Below are 18,055 nucleotides of genomic sequence, written 5' to 3'. Positions count from 1 at the left end.
CTCTTACCCAGCAAGAATCGGCAAAGGCACACACCCAGGGCTCGGGCGCCAGGCAGGGAGCCTGGAAACCCGAGCCCTCGCTCACCTGCTCGCCTAGTACGTAGGCACGTTGGACGCCACGTCCTGGGGCAGCCCCTGGTTGCTCACGTCGCGGCGCTTCTCCAGGGTCCGCTTGAGCGCCGTCACCAGCCGATCCCGCGCCAGATCAATGGCCTCATGCAGCGTCCCGGCGGTCTCCGTGACGTGGATGGCCGACAGCGCCGGCAACCGCACCGTCACGCGACACTCCTTGTCCACGCCGCCCTTGGGGCCGTTCGTGTCCACCAGCGAGATGTCGATCTCCGCCGCCTCGTCATCGAACAGCCGCTCGACGTGCTCGACCAGATGCTCCTGCATATACGCCTTCAGCCCGTCCGAGAGGGACAGGTGCACGCCCCGCATCAACACCTTCATGGAATCACCTCCGGACATGAAGATGCACAGTCCAATCCCGGCTGGTGAGGGGCCAACTCTTACACCCTTGCTCGCTCTCCGACCGAGGGGCGAAGGGCCTGGGGGCCGCGGACGTTTCGGATGCGCACATGGGTTGCTCAGGCGCATGGGCACGGACCGCATCAAAGTGTTGCTGATCGAGGATGATGGCGATAGCCGCGAGCTGCTGGCGGAGATCCTGGAAGAAGCCTTCGAGGTCCGCACCGCGGGCGACGGGCTCTCGGGGCTGGCGGCCTTCGAGGCGGATCACCCCGACGTGGTGGTGACGGACGAGTCGCTGCCGGGCATGTGCGGCACGATGCTGGCCCAGCGGGTGAAGCAGATCCACCCCGAGGCGCGCGTCATCCTCGTCTCTGGCTTCGCGCAGGTGGATGGCGCCGAGCACTGTGACGTGGTGCTGCGCAAGCCCATTGACGTGGACCGACTGTCGGCTGCCGTGGAAAGCCTGGGGGAAGCCGCTCGACACTGAGGGGGCCGTGCTAATTTCGCTCTCAGGCCCCAGTTTCTCGGGATAGGGAGGGAGCGATGAAATACTGCATCGAGTGTGGCTCGGAGTATCAGGACAGCGCGACGGAGTGCTCGGACTGTCCTGGCAGCCAGCTGGTGGACGCCGACGGCATGCGCCAGAGAGGGTTGCCGCTGCCACATGAGCGGGACACCCGCGAGTTCATCCGGGTAGGCACCGCGGAGGATCCCCTGACGGCGGAGCAGTTCGTGCGGATGCTGGAGGCCGAGAACATCCCCGTCTTCTCGCGGCCGCGCCGGGCCGGAACCGTGGACGTGCTGACCACGGGCAACCCGATGCCCTGGTGGGAGATCCTCGTACCGGAGGAGCACACCCAGCGGGCCGCCGAGCTGCTGGCCCGGGAGAAGGCCCGGCTGGAGGCCACCTCCGACGAGGCCTCGCGCGCGGCCGAGGAGGAGGAGCTGGAGACGGAGGCCGCCAGCGCGCCTCCCGGGGTCAGCTGAGCGACGGACGTCAGGGCGAGCGGACGACTGCTCCCTCGCCCTGCTCGGCGGGGCGGCGGGCCTCGAAGAGGCTCACGCCCGTCACCTTCCACTTCGCGTAGCGCGAGTTGCGGGCCAGGAACGTCTCCAAGTCCTCGTCCACCACGCGCAGGTAGCCGTTGCGCGCCGCGTGCCGCAGCCAGGTGCGCTTGCCCTTCTGCACCACGAAGCCCAGGTGGGTGATGCGGGTGGCCTTCAGCGGCAGATCATCCCGGAGGATGATGAGGATGGTGCCGGTGGGCAGCTCGCGCGCGTGCGCCATCACCCGGTCCAACGGGAGCATGTTCAGCGTGAAGGTGCCCGTCACCTGCTTCTCGCGGGGCAGCGCCAGCGCCTGGGAGGACTTGGAGGTCCACGTGCGCGCGGTGAGCGTCTTCTGGACCTGGACGGCGTCCTCGCCCGCGTAGCGCCGGGTCACATCCACCAGGAAGCCCTTGCGCAGGTTGTTGGGCAGCCACTGGGCCTCCATGAGGTGATTGCGGTCCTCGTAGACGGGGGTGCTGGCGTAGCGCAGGCGCTCCAGCAGCGGCCCCACCTCTTCCTCGTTGCGCGCCATGCCCAGCGCCAGCGTCTGCTCCACGAAGGTGAGGCAGTCCACCGCGTCCGTGCGGAACGTCGGATCCGGATCCACCCCGGAGCCCTCGCCCAGGGGAGAGGCGACATAGGGCGTGCCGATGAAGCGCTCGCTCACGCGCAGCAGGCGCTGCGAGAGCGGAGCCTCCAGCTCGGCGGCCTTGAGCAGGGCGGCCTTCTTCTCCACCGGGAGCGCCGCCCAGCCACCCGCGGTGAGCGGAGCGGGGGTCGCGGTCGTCTGTGCCAGGAGCAGCGCCGTGGTGAGCGCGCCAGCCAACCCCATCATTTCGCCACGCCCGCCTTGCGCAGGATGGTCTTGCGCACATCATCGGCCAACTGCAGCGTCTCCAGCTCCTTCTCGTAGGCTGCCTTCTCGTCGTAGCCCTTGGCGTTCCACGAGGCCAGCACCAGCCATTCCATCATCTGCTTGTCGCCGCCCTGGTAGAGGACGCGTGCGGCGCCCGCGGCGAGCGTCCGGTCCTTGTCCTCGAGCAAGGGGCGCAGCGCGGGCTCGGCCTTCTTCGCGGGCACGCCCTCGTACAGCACCAGCCCCTGGCGGCGCACGAAGCGGTCCTCGGCGCCCAGCAGCTTGTTGGCGAAGGTGAAGCCGTCCGGGGAGCCCAGCTGGCACAGCCCCCGGGCCGCGGCGAAGCGGGTGCTCTCCGAGTCGCTGGCGAGGAACTCCTTGAGCGCGGGGATCTGCTTGGTGTCCCCGGCCCTCCCGGCGGCCACCAGCATCTCGGCGCGGACCTCCAGCTCCGGCTCCTTCTTGGCCGCCGCCAGCAGCATCCTGCTCATGGCGGAGTTGCGCGAGGCGCCCAGCGCCTTGGCGGCCTCCTTGCGCACACCGCTGCTCTTGTCCTCCAGGAGCGGCAGCAGCACCTCCACGTTGCGGCTCCGGATTCGCCCCAGCCCTTGCGCCGAGTACATGCGCACCGCGCTGTCGGGGTCCTGCGCCAGCTTCACCAGGGCGCCCTCCGCGCCGCGCGTCTCCAGGCCGGCCAGTACGGCGACGAGGTTGCGGCGCCCGCGCTCATCCACCGTCTTGCGCAGGTAGATGAGGATCTCGTCGGCCGCGTACTCCGTCTCGCCGTTGTACTTCAGCTTCGAGATGATGGTCTGCACCGAGCCGCCGTCGACCAGTTGTTCGAGCATCCCGTCGACCTCCGCGCGGTTGCGCAGCCGCTTCTGGGCGGATGGCGGCAACGCGAAGGCAAGGGGGGCGAGGAGCAGAACGGCCAGGCCGAGGGAACGAAAGGGCATGCGCACGGTGTCGGACGATGACAAGGGGTATGCCAGCCTGTCAAAACCTCTGCCCTGGCCGCCCGCCTGGCCAGCGGATGCGCCCGTTTCTTGACCCCCCTGGACACGATTGATACGACCTGAACGTTCGTCTCTCCAGCCCTCTAGAGCCCAAGGCCTCCCCATGAAGCATCTGTCGGTACTGGTGGCAGTGGCGGGCGCCCTCGCCGGGTGCGGCCCTGTGCGTTCCACCGCGAACATCCTCGACGCCGAGGTGCAGATCCAAGCAGCGCGCACCGCGGGGGCCGGGGAGAAGGCACCCTACGAGTTCACCGCGGCCGGTCTCTACCTGGACAAGGCCCGCGAAGAGGTGGGCTACTCGGACTACGAGGTGGGCGTGAAGTTCGCCAAGAAGGCGTCCGAGTGCGCCGAGGCGGCACGCCAGAAGTCCACGGGCGAAGAAGAGGACGAGCGCACCAAGGCCGCCATCGCCAACTGCCACCCCCCTCCGCCCGCCAAGCCATGAAAGAGCGAGGACGCCACCCGATGAAGCGTTTGCTGGTCTCCGCGCTCCTGCTGGCCTGCTCCGCGTGCGTGAGCGGGGCCCAGGTGCGTGAGGAATCCAAGGTTATCGAAGGCGATCTGCAGAAGGCCCGCAGCAATGGGGCGCTGACGTGCGGAAAGCCCGACCTCCTCCGCGAGCTGGCCATCGCGGACGCGAACCTGTCCTTCGCCCGGGGTGAGCTGAGCCAGGGCAACAGCTCGCGGGCGCGGGAGCACCAGCGCCTGGCGAACGCCGCCTCCAAGAAGGTGGCGGAGCTGACCAAGGGCTGCGCCACCACGGTGGTGATCCGCGAGAAGCCCGATCAGCCTCAGCAGCCCCAGCCTCAGCAGCCCCAACAGCCGCAGCAGCCTCAGCCTCAGCAGCCCCAGCAGGTGGTGGTGCGCATCGAGGAGACGGACTCGGACGGCGACGGCATCATGGACAAGGACGACCCTTGCCAGGAGCAGGCCGAGGACAAGGACGGCTTCGAGGACCTGGACGGCTGCCCGGACCCGGACAACGACAAGGACGGGGTGAACGACGCGGCCGACAAGTGCCCGCTCATCGCCGGCCTGACCGACAACGCCGGCTGCCCGGAAGAGGCGCCCAAGGATCGGGACAACGACGGCATCGTCGACAAGGACGATCGCTGCGGTGACCAGGCCGAGGACCGCGACGGGTTCCAGGACGAGGACGGCTGCCCCGAGTTGGACAACGACCAGGACGGCATGGTCGACACGGCGGACAAGTGCCCGAACGAGGCGGGACCGCCGCAGAACCTGGGCTGCCCCATCGTGGACAAGGACGGGGACGGACTCAACGATCCGCAGGACAAGTGCCCGGACGAGCCGGAGGACAAGGACGGCTTCCAGGACGAGGACGGCTGCCCGGACCTGGACAACGACGCGGACGGCATGCCGGACGGCCAGGACAAGTGCCCGGCGCAGTCGGGCCCGGCGGAGAACGGCGGCTGCCCGGACACGGACAAGGACGGGGACGGCGTGGTGGACCGGCTGGACGCGTGCCCGGATCAGCCCGGCATCCAGGAGGAGAAGGGCTGCGCGAAGCAGTACAAGCTGGTCGTCGTGAAGAAGGACCGGATCGAGATCAAGAAGCAGATCAAGTTCGGTACGGGCTCGGCGAAGATGATCGGCAAGGAGAGCTTCGCGATCCTGGGCGACGTGGCGCAGGCGCTCCGGGACACGCCGTCCATCAAGAAGCTGCGCATCGAGGGCCACACGGACTCGGTGGGCAACGACACGGCGAACCTGAAGCTGTCGCAGAAGCGGGCGGACTCGGTGATGGCGCAGCTCATCAAGCTGGGCATCGATCCGGGTCGGCTCGAGGCGGTGGGCTTCGGCGAGACCCGGCCGGTGGCCTCCAACGCCACGAAGGCGGGGCGCGCGGAGAACCGGCGCACCGAGTTCAACGTCGCCGAGTAGCAGGCCGCTCGGCAGGGGGTGAGGGCTTCCCCGCCCCACCCCGTGCCCGGGCGCCCTAGCCTTCCTTCAGCAGTTCGGCCAGCACCTCGGTGGCGTACGCGCCCCGAGGCAGGTCGAAGGCGAGCACCAGGTCCTCCCCTTCGGGAGTGAACTCGGGGCTGCCCATCAGGACGCGATAGGGTCGTCGGGTGCCTTCCGTCTCACCGCCCCCGCGCGTGAAGTCGGAGAGCGTCACGCCCTCCTCGGCCAGCAGCGCGGCTTCCGCCTCGGCCACGCCATGGGCGGAGGGCGTCATCTTCGGGCCGAACATGGGCCCGGCGGGGCTCACCTCGAAGGCGGCCACGCGCGGGCCATCCACCTCGGGCGCCTCGCAGACGAACAGGCCACCCGTCTCCTCTTTGCGAAGCACGTCTCCCAGGAGGGCCCGGTCGAAGGTGCCCTCGCGCAGGCGCGCGGCGAGGGCCCGGTTGAACAGGAGCGACTGGAAGGCGGACAGGTACATCTTCCGCTCGAAGCGATCGGGCCGCTTGGGCAGGCGCTGCCCCAGGATGAGCAGCTTGCCCAGGTCGGCGTTGGCCCGCTCGCGCCCGAAGCGCTGCTCTCCAAAGTAGTTGGGCACGCCCTGCGCTCCCAGCCGGGAGAAGGCCTCCCGCGCGGCGCCCAGATCCCGCACGCCCCGCATGCGCAGCCGGAAGCGATTGCCCTTCAGGTGGCCGGTCCGCAGCTTGTTGCCGTGGCGGCGCGCCCACAGCACACGCACCCCCTCCAGCTCGAAGCCTGGCAGTTGCGCCTCCGCCCGCGCCGGCACGGAGAGGAGCTGGCGGGTGACGGCGTGCCGATCCTTCATGCCCGCCACGCCGATGTCGCCCTCGGCCACCCCGAGCGCCTTGGACAGGGCGCGCACCACCTCGCGCGTGTCCCTTCCCCGCTTCTCCACCCAGAGGAAGAGGTGCTCCCCTTCCCCGCCGGGCGCGTATGCGGGCAGCTCCTCCACCTCGAAGTCCTCGGGCACGAGCTTGAAGGCACCGCCGCACCCGGGAACGCCCTCGGTCAATCGCGGCAGGGCCGTCACGGCGTCTCGAGTTGGGCGAGCAGTTCCTTCACGCGCCGGGCGAGGTCCTCATCGGCGCGGGACTCCAACAGCTCTCCGGCCTGGAAGAGGAGGAAGAACATCACGTCACTGAGTGCCTGCTTGAAGGAGGCGACGGGCTCGGAGCCCATGTGCGAGCGGTGGCGCTCGAAGGCCTCGATGAGCTTCGGCTCGGGCATGGTGCCCTCGACCGAGAGCTCCAACCCCTCCAGCACGGGAGAGGACGTCAACGCCTGCCCGGAGAGCGCCGCGTTGGCCGCGGCGATGAACTCGGCGTCCATGCCCTGCTTGGCCACCTCGTCGCGGATCTCCCGGAAGATGCGGTTGAAGACGCGCGCCACCTCGCGAGGGTCTCCGCGGGTCTGGCGCGCCGCGGCCACCGGCCGGGAGGTGGCGGCGGGCGCCCTCTCCGCGACGGGAGCGGCAGGCACCAGCGGCTTCTCGGACAGCACCGCGAAGCCGCCCTCGAGCAGGCGGAAGACGACCTTGGTGATGTCGAACTCGGACAGCTTGGCCATGTGGCCCAGCTCCACCAGCGTGCGCCGTCCATCCAGCATGGCCAGCACGCGGTCCTCGTCCTCCTCCAGCTTGCCGTCGGAGGCGCGCTTCCTGCCCACGTACATTCGGCCGTGGGAGATGCGCTTCCGGAAGTGCGCCATCTCGTCGATCTTCCGGATGCTGTCCATCAGCAGGCTCTGCGTGGACAGCTGGATGTTGTTGCTCGTCTTGTCGTCCAGCGGCTGGTCGATGAGGAAGAACGAGCCCTCGCGGCACAACACGATGGAGTGGAAGATCTCGCTCACCTGGTGGGTGACGCACTTGAACAGGTCATGCGCCTGCAACACACCCCGCTCCACCAGGGCGCGGCCCACCTTGGAGGGCGGCTGCTCGCGCAGCACTTCCTCGAGGCGATTGCGGTCCACGTAGCCCAGGCGGATGAGCACCTCGCCCAGCCGGTCCGACGGGTCATCCGAGCTGGCCCCGCGCACCTCGCCCTCGCGCAGGGTGATGGAGCGCTCGCCGCCGGGCGTGCGCACGCGAATGAGGCCGCTCCAGCGCGACTGGCTGAGGAAGGCGATGAGATCCGACAGCGGAAAACCGCTGGCGTCGCCCGCCATCACCACGCGGGGGGCGGGGATGGAGCCTCCCTGAGCCGGCACGCGCGAGAAGACGAGCAGGTCCGACGACGTGGTCATCAGCGCATACGAGCCCGTACGTCCGCCGAGCGCGGGTGGCCCGAGACGCTCCTCGGGGACGAGCTGCTGCCCGTCGATGCGGAAGCGGGGGGGCGTCATGGCCGTGTCGTCAGTCGGCGCCCCAGGCGTTGTTGTGGGTGCGCCACTCGATCTCGTCCTCCACGCTGTGGGCGAGCTGCTCCGGCTCGAGCCCCAGGCTGTAGGTGCGCCCGTTGAAGAAGAGCGCCGGCGTGCCCGAGATGTTGGCCGCCCGACCCATGGCCTTGAAGGACTCCAGCTCCTGCACGTAGGTGCCCGCCTTGAGCACCTCCTGGAGCTTGGCGCCCGACAGGCCGATCTTCTCGGCCAGGGCCGGCAGGGCCGCGGGGGACAGGTTCTGCTGGTTCATGAAGAGCGCGTCATGCATCTCCCAGAACTTGCCCTGGTCGCGCGCCCACAGCGCCGCCTGCCCCGCGGGGATGGCGTTGGCGTGGCCCGGCAGCGGGAAAGGCAGGTAGCAGAAGCGCACCTGGGGGTTCTTCTTGGCGAAGTCCTCGAGGATGGGACGGGCCTTGGCGCAGAAGGGGCACTCGAAGTCGGAGAACTCCGCCAGCGTCACCGGGGCGTTGGCGTCGCCCATGCACATGCGCGGGTCCACCTTCAGCTCCACCCGGCGCTCGCGGAACGTGGCGTAGTAGCGCGACAGGCTCACAATCACCTCGGTGGCCGGCATGCCGTCGGCCACGCTCATCGCCGACAGCCGCGCCATGCGCTTGGCGTGGCGGCACCCGGTGTGCTGCTTGAGGCAGGCGCCCAGGGTGTGGGGGCAGCCGCAGTAGCAGAACTCGTCACTGAAGACGGTGGCCAGCTCGCGCTGGGCCGTGGGCGGCAGCGCGGAGAAGTCCATGCCCGGAATACCCGCCAGGGGGTTGCCCTCGGCGGCCGCGGGGGCCTTCGCGGGGGGCTGGGCGGGCGTGGTGGGCGCGGCCGTGGGTGTAGGTGCGGCTCCGGCCTTGTCGGCGGGGGCCACCTCGGGGTTCTTGGTGCAGGCCAGACCGGTCAGGGACACGGTGGCGAGCAGGAGGACGACTCGCTTCCAGCAGGGAGGGAACACGCCGCCGGTCTTAGCTACGCGCGCAGGGCTTGTAAAGGAAGGCGGGCTTTGTCAGTGAAGGGCCGCTCATGCCCAAAGTCCTGCTGCTACATACCGGGGGAACGCTGGGGATGGCTGGGGGGCGGCCGTCCGCGCTCCGCCCCGCGGCCTTCTTCCGGACGCTGAAGCAGCGCGCCCCCGAGCTCTTCCACCTGGCCGACATCGAGTTGGAGCTGTTCTCCAACCTGGACAGCTCGGAGATGCAGCCCGAGCTCTGGAGCCGGATGGCGGCCCACCTCCACCGCCGGCTGCCGGACTTCGACGGGGCGGTGGTGACACACGGCACGGACACGCTCGCCTACACGGCCAGCGCGCTCTCCTTCATGCTCCGGGGACTGCCCCGCCCGGTGGTGCTCACCGGCTCACAGCGCCCGCTTGGGGAGATTCGCAGCGACGCGCGGCTCAACCTCATCGACGCCGTGCTGTCGGCGCTCCATGGGCCGCGCGAGGTGACCATCTGCTTCGACTCCCACCTCTACCGTGGCAACCGCACCCGCAAGGTGAAGGTGGCCGAGTACGACGCCTTCGAGAGCCCCAACTTCCCGGTGCTGGGCACGCTGGGGGTGGACGCCACCTATGAGCCGGGCCTGCGTCCCAAGGGCCCTTTCCGCCTCTTCGAGCGGCTGGACCCGCGCGTCTTCCTCCTCAAGACGTACCCAGGGCTGGACCCGGCCCTGCCCCTGGCGCTGCTGCCGCACATCCGCGGGCTGGTGCTGGAGGCCTACGGGGCGGGCAACTTCCCGATCGACCCCTCCCTGGGCCGCTCGCTCCGCCCTCTCTTCGCCCAGGCGCGCGAGCGGGGCATCCCCGTGGTGGTGGTGAGCCAGGCCTACCGCAACGGGGTGGACCTCACCTTGTATGAGTCCGGCGCGGCGGCCCGGGAGGAAGGGGCCATCGGCGGAGCGGACCTGACGCCCTCGGCGGCGCTGGTGAAGCTGATGCAGGCGCTGGCCTACCACCGCTCTCCCGAGGCGGTGGGTCGCTTCATCCAGACCCCCGTGGCAGGGGAGCTGACGCTCGGCCGCCCGCCCGTTCCACCCTCCGAACCCCGGAAGCGAGGCCGCAAGCCCCACTCCCGGTAAAGGGGAGATCACCCATAAGAGGTGACCGTATGCTTGCCGCCACGAAATCCCGGCACTTAAGATGGGGCCGATGTCCGAGGAGAAAACAAACGTCCACTCCATCGCGGACCTGCTGAGCAACGCTCAGCAGCAGAGCGCGTACCTGATCGTCATCAGCGCGAAGTCCGCTGCGGGCATCGGTCGGATGTTCAAGCTGGACCGCTCGGAGACGACGATGGGCCGAAGCGCCGAGGCCCAGTTCCAGGTCGAGGACGACGGCATTTCCCGCAAGCACGCCAAGGTGGTGGCGCTGGGGGACGGGCGCTTCCAGCTCGTGGACCTGGGCAGCACCAACGGCACCTACCTCAACGGCCTGCGGGTGAACACCGCCCCGCTCTACGACGGCGACAAGATCCAGATCGGCTCCAACACCGTCCTCAAGTTCTCCATCCAGGACGCGCTCGAGGAGCAGTACCAGCGCAGCATCTACGAGTCGGCCACGCGCGACGGGCTCACGCGGCTCTACAACAAGAAGTTCTTCATGGAGACGCTGCGCAAGGAGTTCGCCTACTGCCTGCGCCACCGGGTGCCGCTGTCGCTGGTGATGTTCGACGTGGACCACTTCAAGAAGATCAACGACGTGTACGGCCACCCGGCGGGCGACTACGTGCTGACGCGCATCGCCCAGCGGGTGAGCGACACGGTGCGCACCGAGGACCTGCTGGCGCGCTACGGCGGCGAGGAGTTCGCGCTGATGCTGCGCGAGTCCGCCGAGGAGCAGGCGCTGGCGTGTGCCGAGCGGTGCCGCAACGCGGTGGACCGCAGCGACTTCATCTTCAGCGGCACGCCCATCAAGGTCTCCATCAGCCTGGGCGTGGCGACGCTGCTGGACTCGGACTTCTCCCAGCCCGATGACCTGCTGGCCGCGGCGGACAAGTACCTCTACCGGGCCAAGCGCGCGGGCCGTAACCGCGTGGACGCCAAGGCCGTCAGCGGTCCCTGAAGCGCTCCCAACGGAGGACTTCAGCGTCGGCTTCAGCGTCCCGAGAAGCCCAGGCGCTTGAGCGCCTCGCGTGACACGTGCTGCACGTGGGTGTCGGGATCCTTCTTGGCCGCCTCGCTCAGCGCGGAGACGGCGAACGGCCCCCCCAGCACCCCGAGCGTCTGCGCCGCGGAGACCCGGACGGCGGGCACGGAGTCCTGCCGCAGGCACTCGGAGAGCGCCTTGACGTGCTGCGGCTTTCCGAGCCGCTCCAGGGCGAGCGCCGCGGCCTGACGGACCTGCGGGTGCTCCGAGCCGAGCAACGCCGCGATGACGTCGGCCTGTGGCGACTGCCGCTTGAGGGCCGCCGTGTCGATGGCCGCCGCGACCACCTCCGGAGCAGGGTCCTCCAGGGCGGCGGTGAGCGCCTCGGTCATCTCGGCGCCCGCGGCCACCGCGCCCAACGCCCGCACCGCCCCGGCACGGATGGGCGCCTGGGCGTCACGTAGGAACGGAGCGATGCGCTTGAGGCGATCGCGGCCCCCCATGTCGCAGTCGACGAGCTGGGCGAGCGCCTCTCCGCGCACGGGGGCGGGCTGCTTGGAGTCCTCGGCCACGGCCAGCAACGTCGCCTGGCAGTTCTTCTCTCGCGCCAGCAACTCCAACCACGGCCGCTGCGCGTCGACGTCCGCGCCGGACCGCAACCGCTGGCCAACCGCCTCCTGCACCTTGAGGCCCTCGGCCTGGGCCAGCGCGCGCGCGGCATGCTGGCGCACCTGCCTGTCCGGGTCCTTCAAGGCCACCTCCAGCTCACGCTGGGCCAGGGGGCCATAGATGCGCAGCGAGGCCACGGCGGTCCTGCGCTTCTGCGGATCCCCCGAGGTGAGCTCCGGCTGCAGAGCCTGCAGTTCCTGGGAGTAGACGGCGAAGAGCCGGTTGACGCGCTCCTGGTCCGCCGGCTTCGCCACCTCGAGGAGCATGCGCCCCACGGAGGTGTCCTTGCGCTCGGCGATGGCGCGCAGTCCTCCGGCCACGGCCGCGTCGCCGGACTCCGGGCGTCCCTCCATGGACTGAAGCGCCACTCGGGCCGGAGGCTGGTTGAGGAACGTGGAGAGGTGGGACAGCGCCCGCTCCCGCGTGCCCGGGTCCTCGGCATACACCTCGACCTCCAGCGCCTGGCGGATGACATCCCGGCGGGCCTGGATGCGGGAGACCGCGGCGGGCCCCTTGTCTCCAGCGCCCTGGAAGAAGTCCTGCGGAGACTTTCCGGCCTCGGCGGCGGCCCGGGCGGCGGTGAGACAGGCAGGCAGATCGGCGGCCGCCTGGCCTGCCGTCACCCACTCCGCCAGGGCGCGGTTCTCCGGTACCCCGCGCGCCTTGGCCCCGGCACGCACCGAGGCCCAGCGCACGCGCCAGTCCTCATCCTTGAGCGCCGAGCGCAGCACGTCCTCCGGTACGGGCTTCAGGCCCCCGACCGCCAGCACCCAGGACTCGGGGCCGCCCCGGGTAATGCAGGCCTTGCAGACCCGGGCTCGGAGCGAGGCATCCTGAACGTGCCGCTGGCAGGACACCCAGCAGTCAGTGGCCCCCGTGCCGCCACGCGGGCTGGCCGAGAGCAGGACCAGGAGGAGGAGAGCGGGACTCACGTGGCGAGTCTAGTCGAATACCCACATCCTTATTAGCGGCGTCCTTGCGTTTTGACGGCCGGTGCGCCATATCCGCTGCCCTTTTTACCTTTTGACGCAAGCGGAAGGAGGTGACTGCATTGCCCGGTATTCGAGTCAAGGAAGGTGAGTCCATCGAGAGCGCTCTCAAGCGCTTCAAGAAGGCCACCGAGAAGGCCGGAATCCTCTCCGAGATCCGCAAGCGCGAGCACTACGAGAAGCCTTCCGTGAAGCGCAAGAAGAAGGCCCTCGCCGCCAAGAAGCGCGCGGTGAAGAAGGCGCGCAAGTCGTTCTAACGACGCGCAGAGAGGCGCCGGGGCGCTGGCAGTCAGAAGCCCCGGCCCTTTCCCGTCGACCCCTTCCCCCTCCCACTCTGGAGCTATTGCCATGGCCACCCTCAAAGAGCGCATCGACGCGGACCTCAAGGACGCGATGCGGTCCAAGAACGAGCTGAACACGAGCGTCCTGCGGATGCTCAAGAGCGCCATCAAGTACAAGGAAGTGGAGCCCGGGGCCTCCGCGCTGGATGACGCGGGCATCGAGAAGGTCATCGCCGGTCTGATCAAGCAGCGCCGCGACTCCGTGGATCAGTACAAGTCCGGTGGCCGCGACGACCTGGCCCAGAAGGAGGAGTCGGAGATCACCGTCCTCCAGAACTACCTGCCCAAGCAGCTGACGGCCGACGAGCTGCGCGCCGAGGTGCAGGCCGCCATCACCGCCGTGGGCGCCAAGAGCGCCAAGGACATGGGCGCGGTCATGAAGGCCCTGCAGCCCAAGATCGCCGGCCGCGCCGAGGGCCGGGCGGTGTCCGACGAGGTCAAGGCGCAGCTGGCCAAGCTGTCCTGATCATTCAGCAAGCTTTCGGCCTTCGGCTGATCCGGGGGGGTGAACTTGCCCTCCCGTCGATCTCCCGTTAATGGCTACTCCCTGCCCGTTTCGCGCCTACTTTTCGGCGTCTGCGGGCGGGAGGAGCCGTACCTGTGCCCACCCCGCTGGAGAATACCGCCCAGGTCCCATGCCGGCGCGGCCCTGCCCCGGCCCGGCTTCCCTGGTGGGGCACAGGCACTAGATTCAAAGGCGCCATGCGCCAATGCAACCCACCCGGGGCGTCGGAGCCTTGGGGCATGCTTCGTGGCACTCACCTCCAGCCGAGGGGGGCCGCGTGATCCCTGAGCACAAGATCGAAGAAATCCTCGACCGGGTGGACATCGTCTCCCTGATCTCGCGCCACGTGGAGCTCAAGAAGTCCGGGCGCGAGTTCAAGGGCCGCTGCCCCTTCCACCAGGAGAAGACGCCCTCCTTCTACGTGGTGCCCGAGAAGCGCTTCTACTTCTGCCACGGGTGCCGCGCGAGCGGGGACGCGGTGTCCTTCGTCCAGCGCTACCTGGGGAAGACCTTCGTGGACGCGGTGAAGGACCTGGCCCGCGAGGTCGGCGTGGACATCGAGGCCGCCCAGGATCCGGGGGCCCGCGAGCGCCAGCAGCTCAAGGAAGTCACGGACCTCGCCGCCGAGCACTTCAAAGCGCTGCTGTGGCAGGACGAGGGCCGCGCTGCCCGGGCGTACCTGGCCAATCGTGGCGTCTCCGAGGAGACGGCCCAGGCCTTCGGGCTCGGCTGGACTCCCAGTGGTTGGAGCGTGCTGGCGGACAAGCTCACGCGCGCCGGCATGGTGGACTGGGGCGTGAAGGCCGGCCTCGTCCAGCGCCGCCCCAACGCGGAGGGCTACTACGACTTCTTCCGCAGCCGTCTGATGGTGCCCATCCGCGCCCCGGAAGGTCGCCCCATCGGCTTCGGCGGCCGCCTGGTGGGCGCTGAAGAGGGCCCCAAGTACCTCAACTCCAAGGAGTCCCAGCTCTACAACAAGAGCGAGACGCTCTACGGCATGGATCAGGCCCGGGACGAGGTCCGCAAGCGCAAGGCCGCCGTCCTCGTGGAGGGCTACTTCGACTGCATCGGCCTGCACCAGGTAGGGGTGCGCCACGCCGTGGCCCTCTGCTCCACCGCCCTCACCCCCGGCCACCTCCAATTGCTGCGCCGCGCCGAGGCGCGCGACCTGATCCTCCTGCTGGACGGGGACCAGGCCGGCCTCAACGCGGTCGAGCGACTGGCCGGTCCCCTGTTCGCTGCCGGAGCAGCCGCTCGGGTAGCCCTGCTGCCTCAGGGGGATGATCCGGACACCTTCGCGCGTCGAGAAGGCTCGGACGGAGTGGAGCGGCTCCTCCAAGGAGCGCGGCCGCTGACCTCCCACATCTTCGCCAGTGTCCTTCCGCAGGGTGCCCAGGCGAGCTTCGAGGAGAAAATGGCGGCGCTCGAGCGCCTCAAGCCGATGGCGGCCCAGCTCCCCATGGGACTGGTGCGCTCGGCCTTCCTCAACGCCGTCGGCTCCCACTTCGGCCTGCCCGCGGGAGATCTCGAAGGGGCCCTGCGCCCCAAGCCCGCCACGAAGCCCGTGCCCAAGCCAGGCGCGCCCGCTCAGGCAGCCCCCGGCGCCCAGCGCCCGCCCGCGGCCCGCCCGGCCCCCGTGCGCCCTCCGGATGCCCTGGAGGCCATGTACGTCGCCGCCACCCTGCGTGAGCCTCGCTTGATGGCCCGCGACTCCTTCCGCACGGGTGATGAATTATCCCACACCGGACTGCGGGTGGTGCTGGCCCACGCCACGTCCGGACAGGGCGTGGAAGATGCGCTGTTCGAGGCGGCCGAGCCCGTCAAACGCGCCATCGAAGTGGCCCTGCGTCAGCTTCCCGAGGCCGGCGCCGCCCTGGAGCAGACGTTCCTCACCGTGTGCCGCAAGCTGATGCTGCGGCGAATCGACGAGCAGCTTGGCTATATAGAGAAGGCCACGAAGCAGGCTCCTGGCGCGTACGACCTCACGGAGGAGACCCGGCGGCTGCTCACCGAGCGAATCGAACTGCTCGCCCTGAAGAAGCGCGTCCTCGACGAGTTGAAGCCCGCGCCTACGGGAACAAAGGCCCCAGTGCAACCGGTTTGAGTTCGCGTTTGTAACTATCTAGTACTTTGCTGTAGATCGGCCGGCTCGCTCCAGGCCAAGCACCTGTTTTCTAAGGAGAAGTACCCGAATGCCGACGCAGAAGCCCGCGAAGGGGTCCGCCGTGAAGCCCACCAAGAAGAAGGTGGAACCGACGATCCGCAAGAAGAAGGGCCCGGCGGACAGTGCCGCGGCGGCGAAGGGAGCCAAGGCCGCGGCTGCTGCAGCGGAAGAGGCGGCCGCGAGCGCGGAGGCCACTGAGAAGGCCATCGAGAAGCTCAAGAAGCGCAAGGCCGTCACCGAGGCCACGGGCGATGACGTGGATCCCGAGGAGGCCGCGGAGGAGGCTGCCGCCGCCGTCGAGGTTGATCCCGACGCCGTCGAGGACGAAGTCGAGGAAGAGGCCATCGCCGAGCGCAAGGAGGTCAAGGACCTGCTGGCCGCTGGTCGCGAGAAGGGCTTCCTCACCTATGACGAGGTGAATGACGCGCTGCCCGCGGACATCGTGTCGTCGGATCAGATCGACGACGTGATGAGCATGTTCGGCGACAACGACATCGAGATCGTCGACGCGCAGAAGGCCGCCCAGTCCAACGAGATCAAGCCCACCGTCGCCGTCGAGGAGGAGAGCAAGCAGGACGCCGACGAGGAGGAGCAGGACGAGGACGACGAGCCGGGTGGCAAGTCGAACGACCCGGTGCGCCTGTACCTGCGCAAGATGGGCAGCGTGAGCCTGCTCACCCGCGAGGGTGAGGTGGAGATCGCCAAGCGCATCGAAGAGGGCGAGAAGGAAGTGCTGCGCGCGATGCTGGCCTGCCGCGTGGCCGTGGCCGACATCCTCGACATCGCCAACAGGCTGAAGACGGGCAAGCTGCGCGTGCGCGACGTCATCAAGGACGCGCCCGAGGAGGCTCAGGCCGAGGGCGCCGAGGACACTCCCGAGGAGGGCGCCGAGGGTGACCAGCCGCAGCAGCTGGCGCAAAGCGAGCTCAACAAGATCGAGCAGATCAGCAAGCAGATCGAGCGCTTCCGCAAGTTCGCCAAGGACTGCGAGGTGCTGGAGGAGGACCTCTCCGGCAAGAAGAAGCTCACCGATGTGAAGAAGAAGGAAGTGAAGCAGGAGGTGAAGGACCTTCGGACCAAGATGATGGAGGTCCTGGAGGAGATGCGGCTCAACAAGAAGCAGGTGGACCGCATCGTCCTGAACCTCAAGCAGCTCATCGAGCGCGTGGACAAGGCCGAGGAGGAGCTGCGCGACCTGGAGCGTCGCAACGGCGTGAACATGAAGGAGCTGCGCCCTCAGCTGAAGGAGGCGCGCGAGAACCCCAACACCGCCAAGAAGCTCCAGAAGCAGCTGAACTTCACCCCCGAGCAGCTCGAGGCGCTGGACCGCGACGTGCGCACCGCCGTGCGCAAGATCAAGAAGGTCGAGGAGGAGGCCAACCTCCCCGTCGAGGCGCTGCGTCGCAACTACGACGCCATCCGCCTGGGTGAGCGTCGCGCCGAGCGCGCCAAGAGCGAGCTGGTGGAGGCCAACCTGCGCCTGGTGGTGTCGATCGCCAAGAAGTACACCAACCGCGGCCTGCAGTTCCTGGACCTCATCCAGGAGGGCAACATCGGCCTGATGAAGGCGGTGGACAAGTTCGAGTACAAGCGCGGCTACAAGTTCTCCACGTACGCCACGTGGTGGATTCGTCAGGCCATTACGCGCGCGATCGCCGATCAGGCCCGCACCATCCGCATCCCGGTGCATATGATCGAGACGATCAACAAGCTCATCCGCACCAGCCGCTACCTCGTGCAGGAGATCGGCCGCGAGCCGACGCCCGAGGAGATCGCCGAGAAGATGGAGCTGCCGCTCGACAAGGTGCGCAAGGTCCTGAAGATCGCCAAGGAGCCCATCTCCCTGGAGACGCCGATCGGCGAGGAAGAGGACAGCCACCTGGGCGACTTCATCGAGGACAAGAGCCTCGTGTCGCCCTCGGACGCGGTCATCAACATGAACCTGGCGGAGCAGACCCGCAAGGTGCTGGCCACGCTGACGCCGCGCGAGGAGAAGGTGCTGCGCATGCGCTTCGGCATCGGCGAGAAGAGCGACCACACGCTGGAGGAGGTGGGTCAGGACTTCGAGGTGACGCGCGAGCGCATCCGCCAGATCGAGGCCAAGGCGCTGCGCAAGCTGCGCCACCCCAGCCGCTCCAAGCGCCTGCGCTCCTTCGTGGAGAGCTGAGCCGCCTGAGCCCTTGAGGCATTCGAGGCCCCCGCGTCCCACTGTGGACCGGGGGCTTCGTCGTTTCTAGAGTCCGGCGCGTGCCCAAGAAGACGACGACTCCCCTGCCCTTCACCGAGGCGGTGCGCAAAGCGGTGCGTGCCATTCCGCGTGGCGAGGTGCGCTCGTACGCGCAGGTGGCCCTCTACGCGGGCAAGCCGGGGGCGGCGCGCGGCGTGGGGCGGGAGCTGAAGACGTTGCAGAACGTGCCCTGGTGGCGCGTCATCCGCGCGGACCGGACGCTGGCGCCAGCGGTGGCGCACGAGCAGGCCCGGCGACTGGAGGCCGAGGGCGTACGGGTAAAGAGGCAGGGCGATCACTTCCGCGTCCAGCCATGATGGCAGCCCCTTGTCAGAAACACGGGCGACGGGATA

General features: G+C 68.9%; 18 protein-coding genes. 11 read left to right on the top strand and 7 right to left on the bottom strand.

All coding sequences use genetic code 11. The annotated features are described in order from the left end of the window. Positions 1–93: 93 nt before the first annotated feature. On the bottom strand, positions 94–453 hold the full coding sequence (locus tag SYV04_RS29270) for an HPF/RaiA family ribosome-associated protein (RefSeq protein ID WP_321549238.1): 360 nt from the start codon (positions 451–453) through the stop codon (positions 94–96). A 145-nt stretch (positions 454–598) separates the two neighbouring features. Between SYV04_RS29270 and SYV04_RS29265 the strand changes: the two genes are divergently transcribed. Beyond that, positions 599–961, top strand: a complete 363-nt coding sequence (locus SYV04_RS29265; protein WP_321549341.1) for a response regulator — start codon at positions 599–601, stop codon at positions 959–961. A gap of 56 nt (positions 962–1,017) precedes the next feature. Then, a complete protein-coding gene (locus SYV04_RS29260) occupies positions 1,018–1,461 on the top strand; it encodes a putative signal transducing protein (protein WP_321549237.1) in 444 nt (147 codons plus the stop codon). A 10-nt stretch (positions 1,462–1,471) separates the two neighbouring features. On the opposite strand, the gene SYV04_RS29255 is transcribed toward SYV04_RS29260, so the two are convergent. Next, positions 1,472–2,359: an N-acetylmuramoyl-L-alanine amidase-like domain-containing protein gene (locus tag SYV04_RS29255; RefSeq protein WP_321549236.1), complete on the bottom strand. Its 888-nt coding sequence runs from the start codon at positions 2,357–2,359 to the stop codon at positions 1,472–1,474. Continuing rightward, complete coding sequence (locus tag SYV04_RS29250; RefSeq protein WP_321549235.1) at positions 2,356–3,336, bottom strand: HEAT repeat domain-containing protein; 981 nt, start codon at positions 3,334–3,336, stop codon at positions 2,356–2,358. The genes SYV04_RS29255 and SYV04_RS29250 overlap by 4 nt, the downstream gene beginning before the upstream one ends. 163 nt (positions 3,337–3,499) lie before the next feature. Between SYV04_RS29250 and SYV04_RS29245 the strand changes: the two genes are divergently transcribed. Together SYV04_RS29245 and SYV04_RS29240 are read left to right on the top strand one after the other, a co-directional pair. Then, positions 3,500–3,841, top strand: a complete 342-nt coding sequence (locus SYV04_RS29245) for a DUF4398 domain-containing protein (protein WP_321549234.1) — start codon at positions 3,500–3,502, stop codon at positions 3,839–3,841. Between the two features lie 20 nt (positions 3,842–3,861). Then, the gene (locus tag SYV04_RS29240) at positions 3,862–5,301 is read left to right on the top strand and encodes an OmpA family protein (protein WP_321549233.1); all 1,440 of its coding nucleotides are present in this window, start codon (positions 3,862–3,864) and stop codon (positions 5,299–5,301) included. A gap of 55 nt (positions 5,302–5,356) precedes the next feature. Here SYV04_RS29240 and truD read toward each other — a convergent pair whose 3' ends face one another. Genes truD through SYV04_RS29225 form a run of 3 tightly spaced genes read right to left on the bottom strand, consistent with a single transcriptional unit; the run spans position 5,357 to position 8,680 of the window. Beyond that, positions 5,357–6,373, bottom strand: a complete 1,017-nt coding sequence (truD, locus tag SYV04_RS29235) for a tRNA pseudouridine(13) synthase TruD (protein WP_321549232.1) — start codon at positions 6,371–6,373, stop codon at positions 5,357–5,359. Then, a complete protein-coding gene (locus tag SYV04_RS29230) occupies positions 6,370–7,686 on the bottom strand; it encodes a DUF4388 domain-containing protein (protein WP_321549231.1) in 1,317 nt (438 codons plus the stop codon). The genes truD and SYV04_RS29230 overlap by 4 nt, the downstream gene beginning before the upstream one ends. A gap of 10 nt (positions 7,687–7,696) precedes the next feature. Next, a complete protein-coding gene (locus tag SYV04_RS29225; protein WP_321549230.1) occupies positions 7,697–8,680 on the bottom strand; it encodes a DsbA family protein in 984 nt (327 codons plus the stop codon). 68 nt (positions 8,681–8,748) lie between these two features. Between SYV04_RS29225 and SYV04_RS29220 the strand changes: the two genes are divergently transcribed. Both SYV04_RS29220 and SYV04_RS29215 read left to right on the top strand, forming a co-directional pair. Continuing rightward, entirely contained in the window at positions 8,749–9,801 is a 1,053-nt protein-coding gene (locus SYV04_RS29220) for an asparaginase (protein WP_321549229.1), read from the top strand. 70 nt (positions 9,802–9,871) lie between these two features. Next, a complete protein-coding gene (locus SYV04_RS29215) occupies positions 9,872–10,783 on the top strand; it encodes a GGDEF domain-containing protein (RefSeq protein ID WP_321549228.1) in 912 nt (303 codons plus the stop codon). A gap of 32 nt (positions 10,784–10,815) precedes the next feature. Here SYV04_RS29215 and SYV04_RS29210 read toward each other — a convergent pair whose 3' ends face one another. Further along, the gene (locus SYV04_RS29210; RefSeq protein ID WP_321549227.1) at positions 10,816–12,408 is read right to left on the bottom strand and encodes a HEAT repeat domain-containing protein; all 1,593 of its coding nucleotides are present in this window, start codon (positions 12,406–12,408) and stop codon (positions 10,816–10,818) included. A 119-nt stretch (positions 12,409–12,527) separates the two neighbouring features. On the opposite strand from SYV04_RS29210, the gene rpsU reads away from it, so the two are divergent. From rpsU to SYV04_RS29185, 5 genes are all read left to right on the top strand, one after another. After that, positions 12,528–12,722, top strand: coding sequence for a 30S ribosomal protein S21 (gene rpsU / locus SYV04_RS29205; RefSeq protein ID WP_002614080.1), 195 nt, complete (start codon positions 12,528–12,530; stop codon positions 12,720–12,722). 91 nt (positions 12,723–12,813) lie between these two features. Next, a complete protein-coding gene (locus tag SYV04_RS29200; protein ID WP_321549226.1) occupies positions 12,814–13,272 on the top strand; it encodes a GatB/YqeY domain-containing protein in 459 nt (152 codons plus the stop codon). Between the two features lie 316 nt (positions 13,273–13,588). Beyond that, positions 13,589–15,415, top strand: a complete 1,827-nt coding sequence (gene dnaG, locus SYV04_RS29195; protein ID WP_321549225.1) for a DNA primase — start codon at positions 13,589–13,591, stop codon at positions 15,413–15,415. A gap of 88 nt (positions 15,416–15,503) precedes the next feature. Then, positions 15,504–17,642, top strand: a complete 2,139-nt coding sequence (gene rpoD / locus SYV04_RS29190) for an RNA polymerase sigma factor RpoD (protein WP_321549224.1) — start codon at positions 15,504–15,506, stop codon at positions 17,640–17,642. Between the two features lie 80 nt (positions 17,643–17,722). Then, the gene (locus SYV04_RS29185) at positions 17,723–18,019 is read left to right on the top strand and encodes an MGMT family protein (protein ID WP_321549223.1); all 297 of its coding nucleotides are present in this window, start codon (positions 17,723–17,725) and stop codon (positions 18,017–18,019) included. Positions 18,020–18,055: the final 36 nt, after the last annotated feature.

The organism is Hyalangium ruber (assembly GCF_034259325.1).
GTDB classification, from domain to species: Bacteria; Myxococcota; Myxococcia; order Myxococcales; family Myxococcaceae; genus Hyalangium_A; species Hyalangium_A rubrum.
Note: the sequence above shows the minus strand (reverse complement) of the source record. Positions and strands in the feature narration are given on the sequence as shown.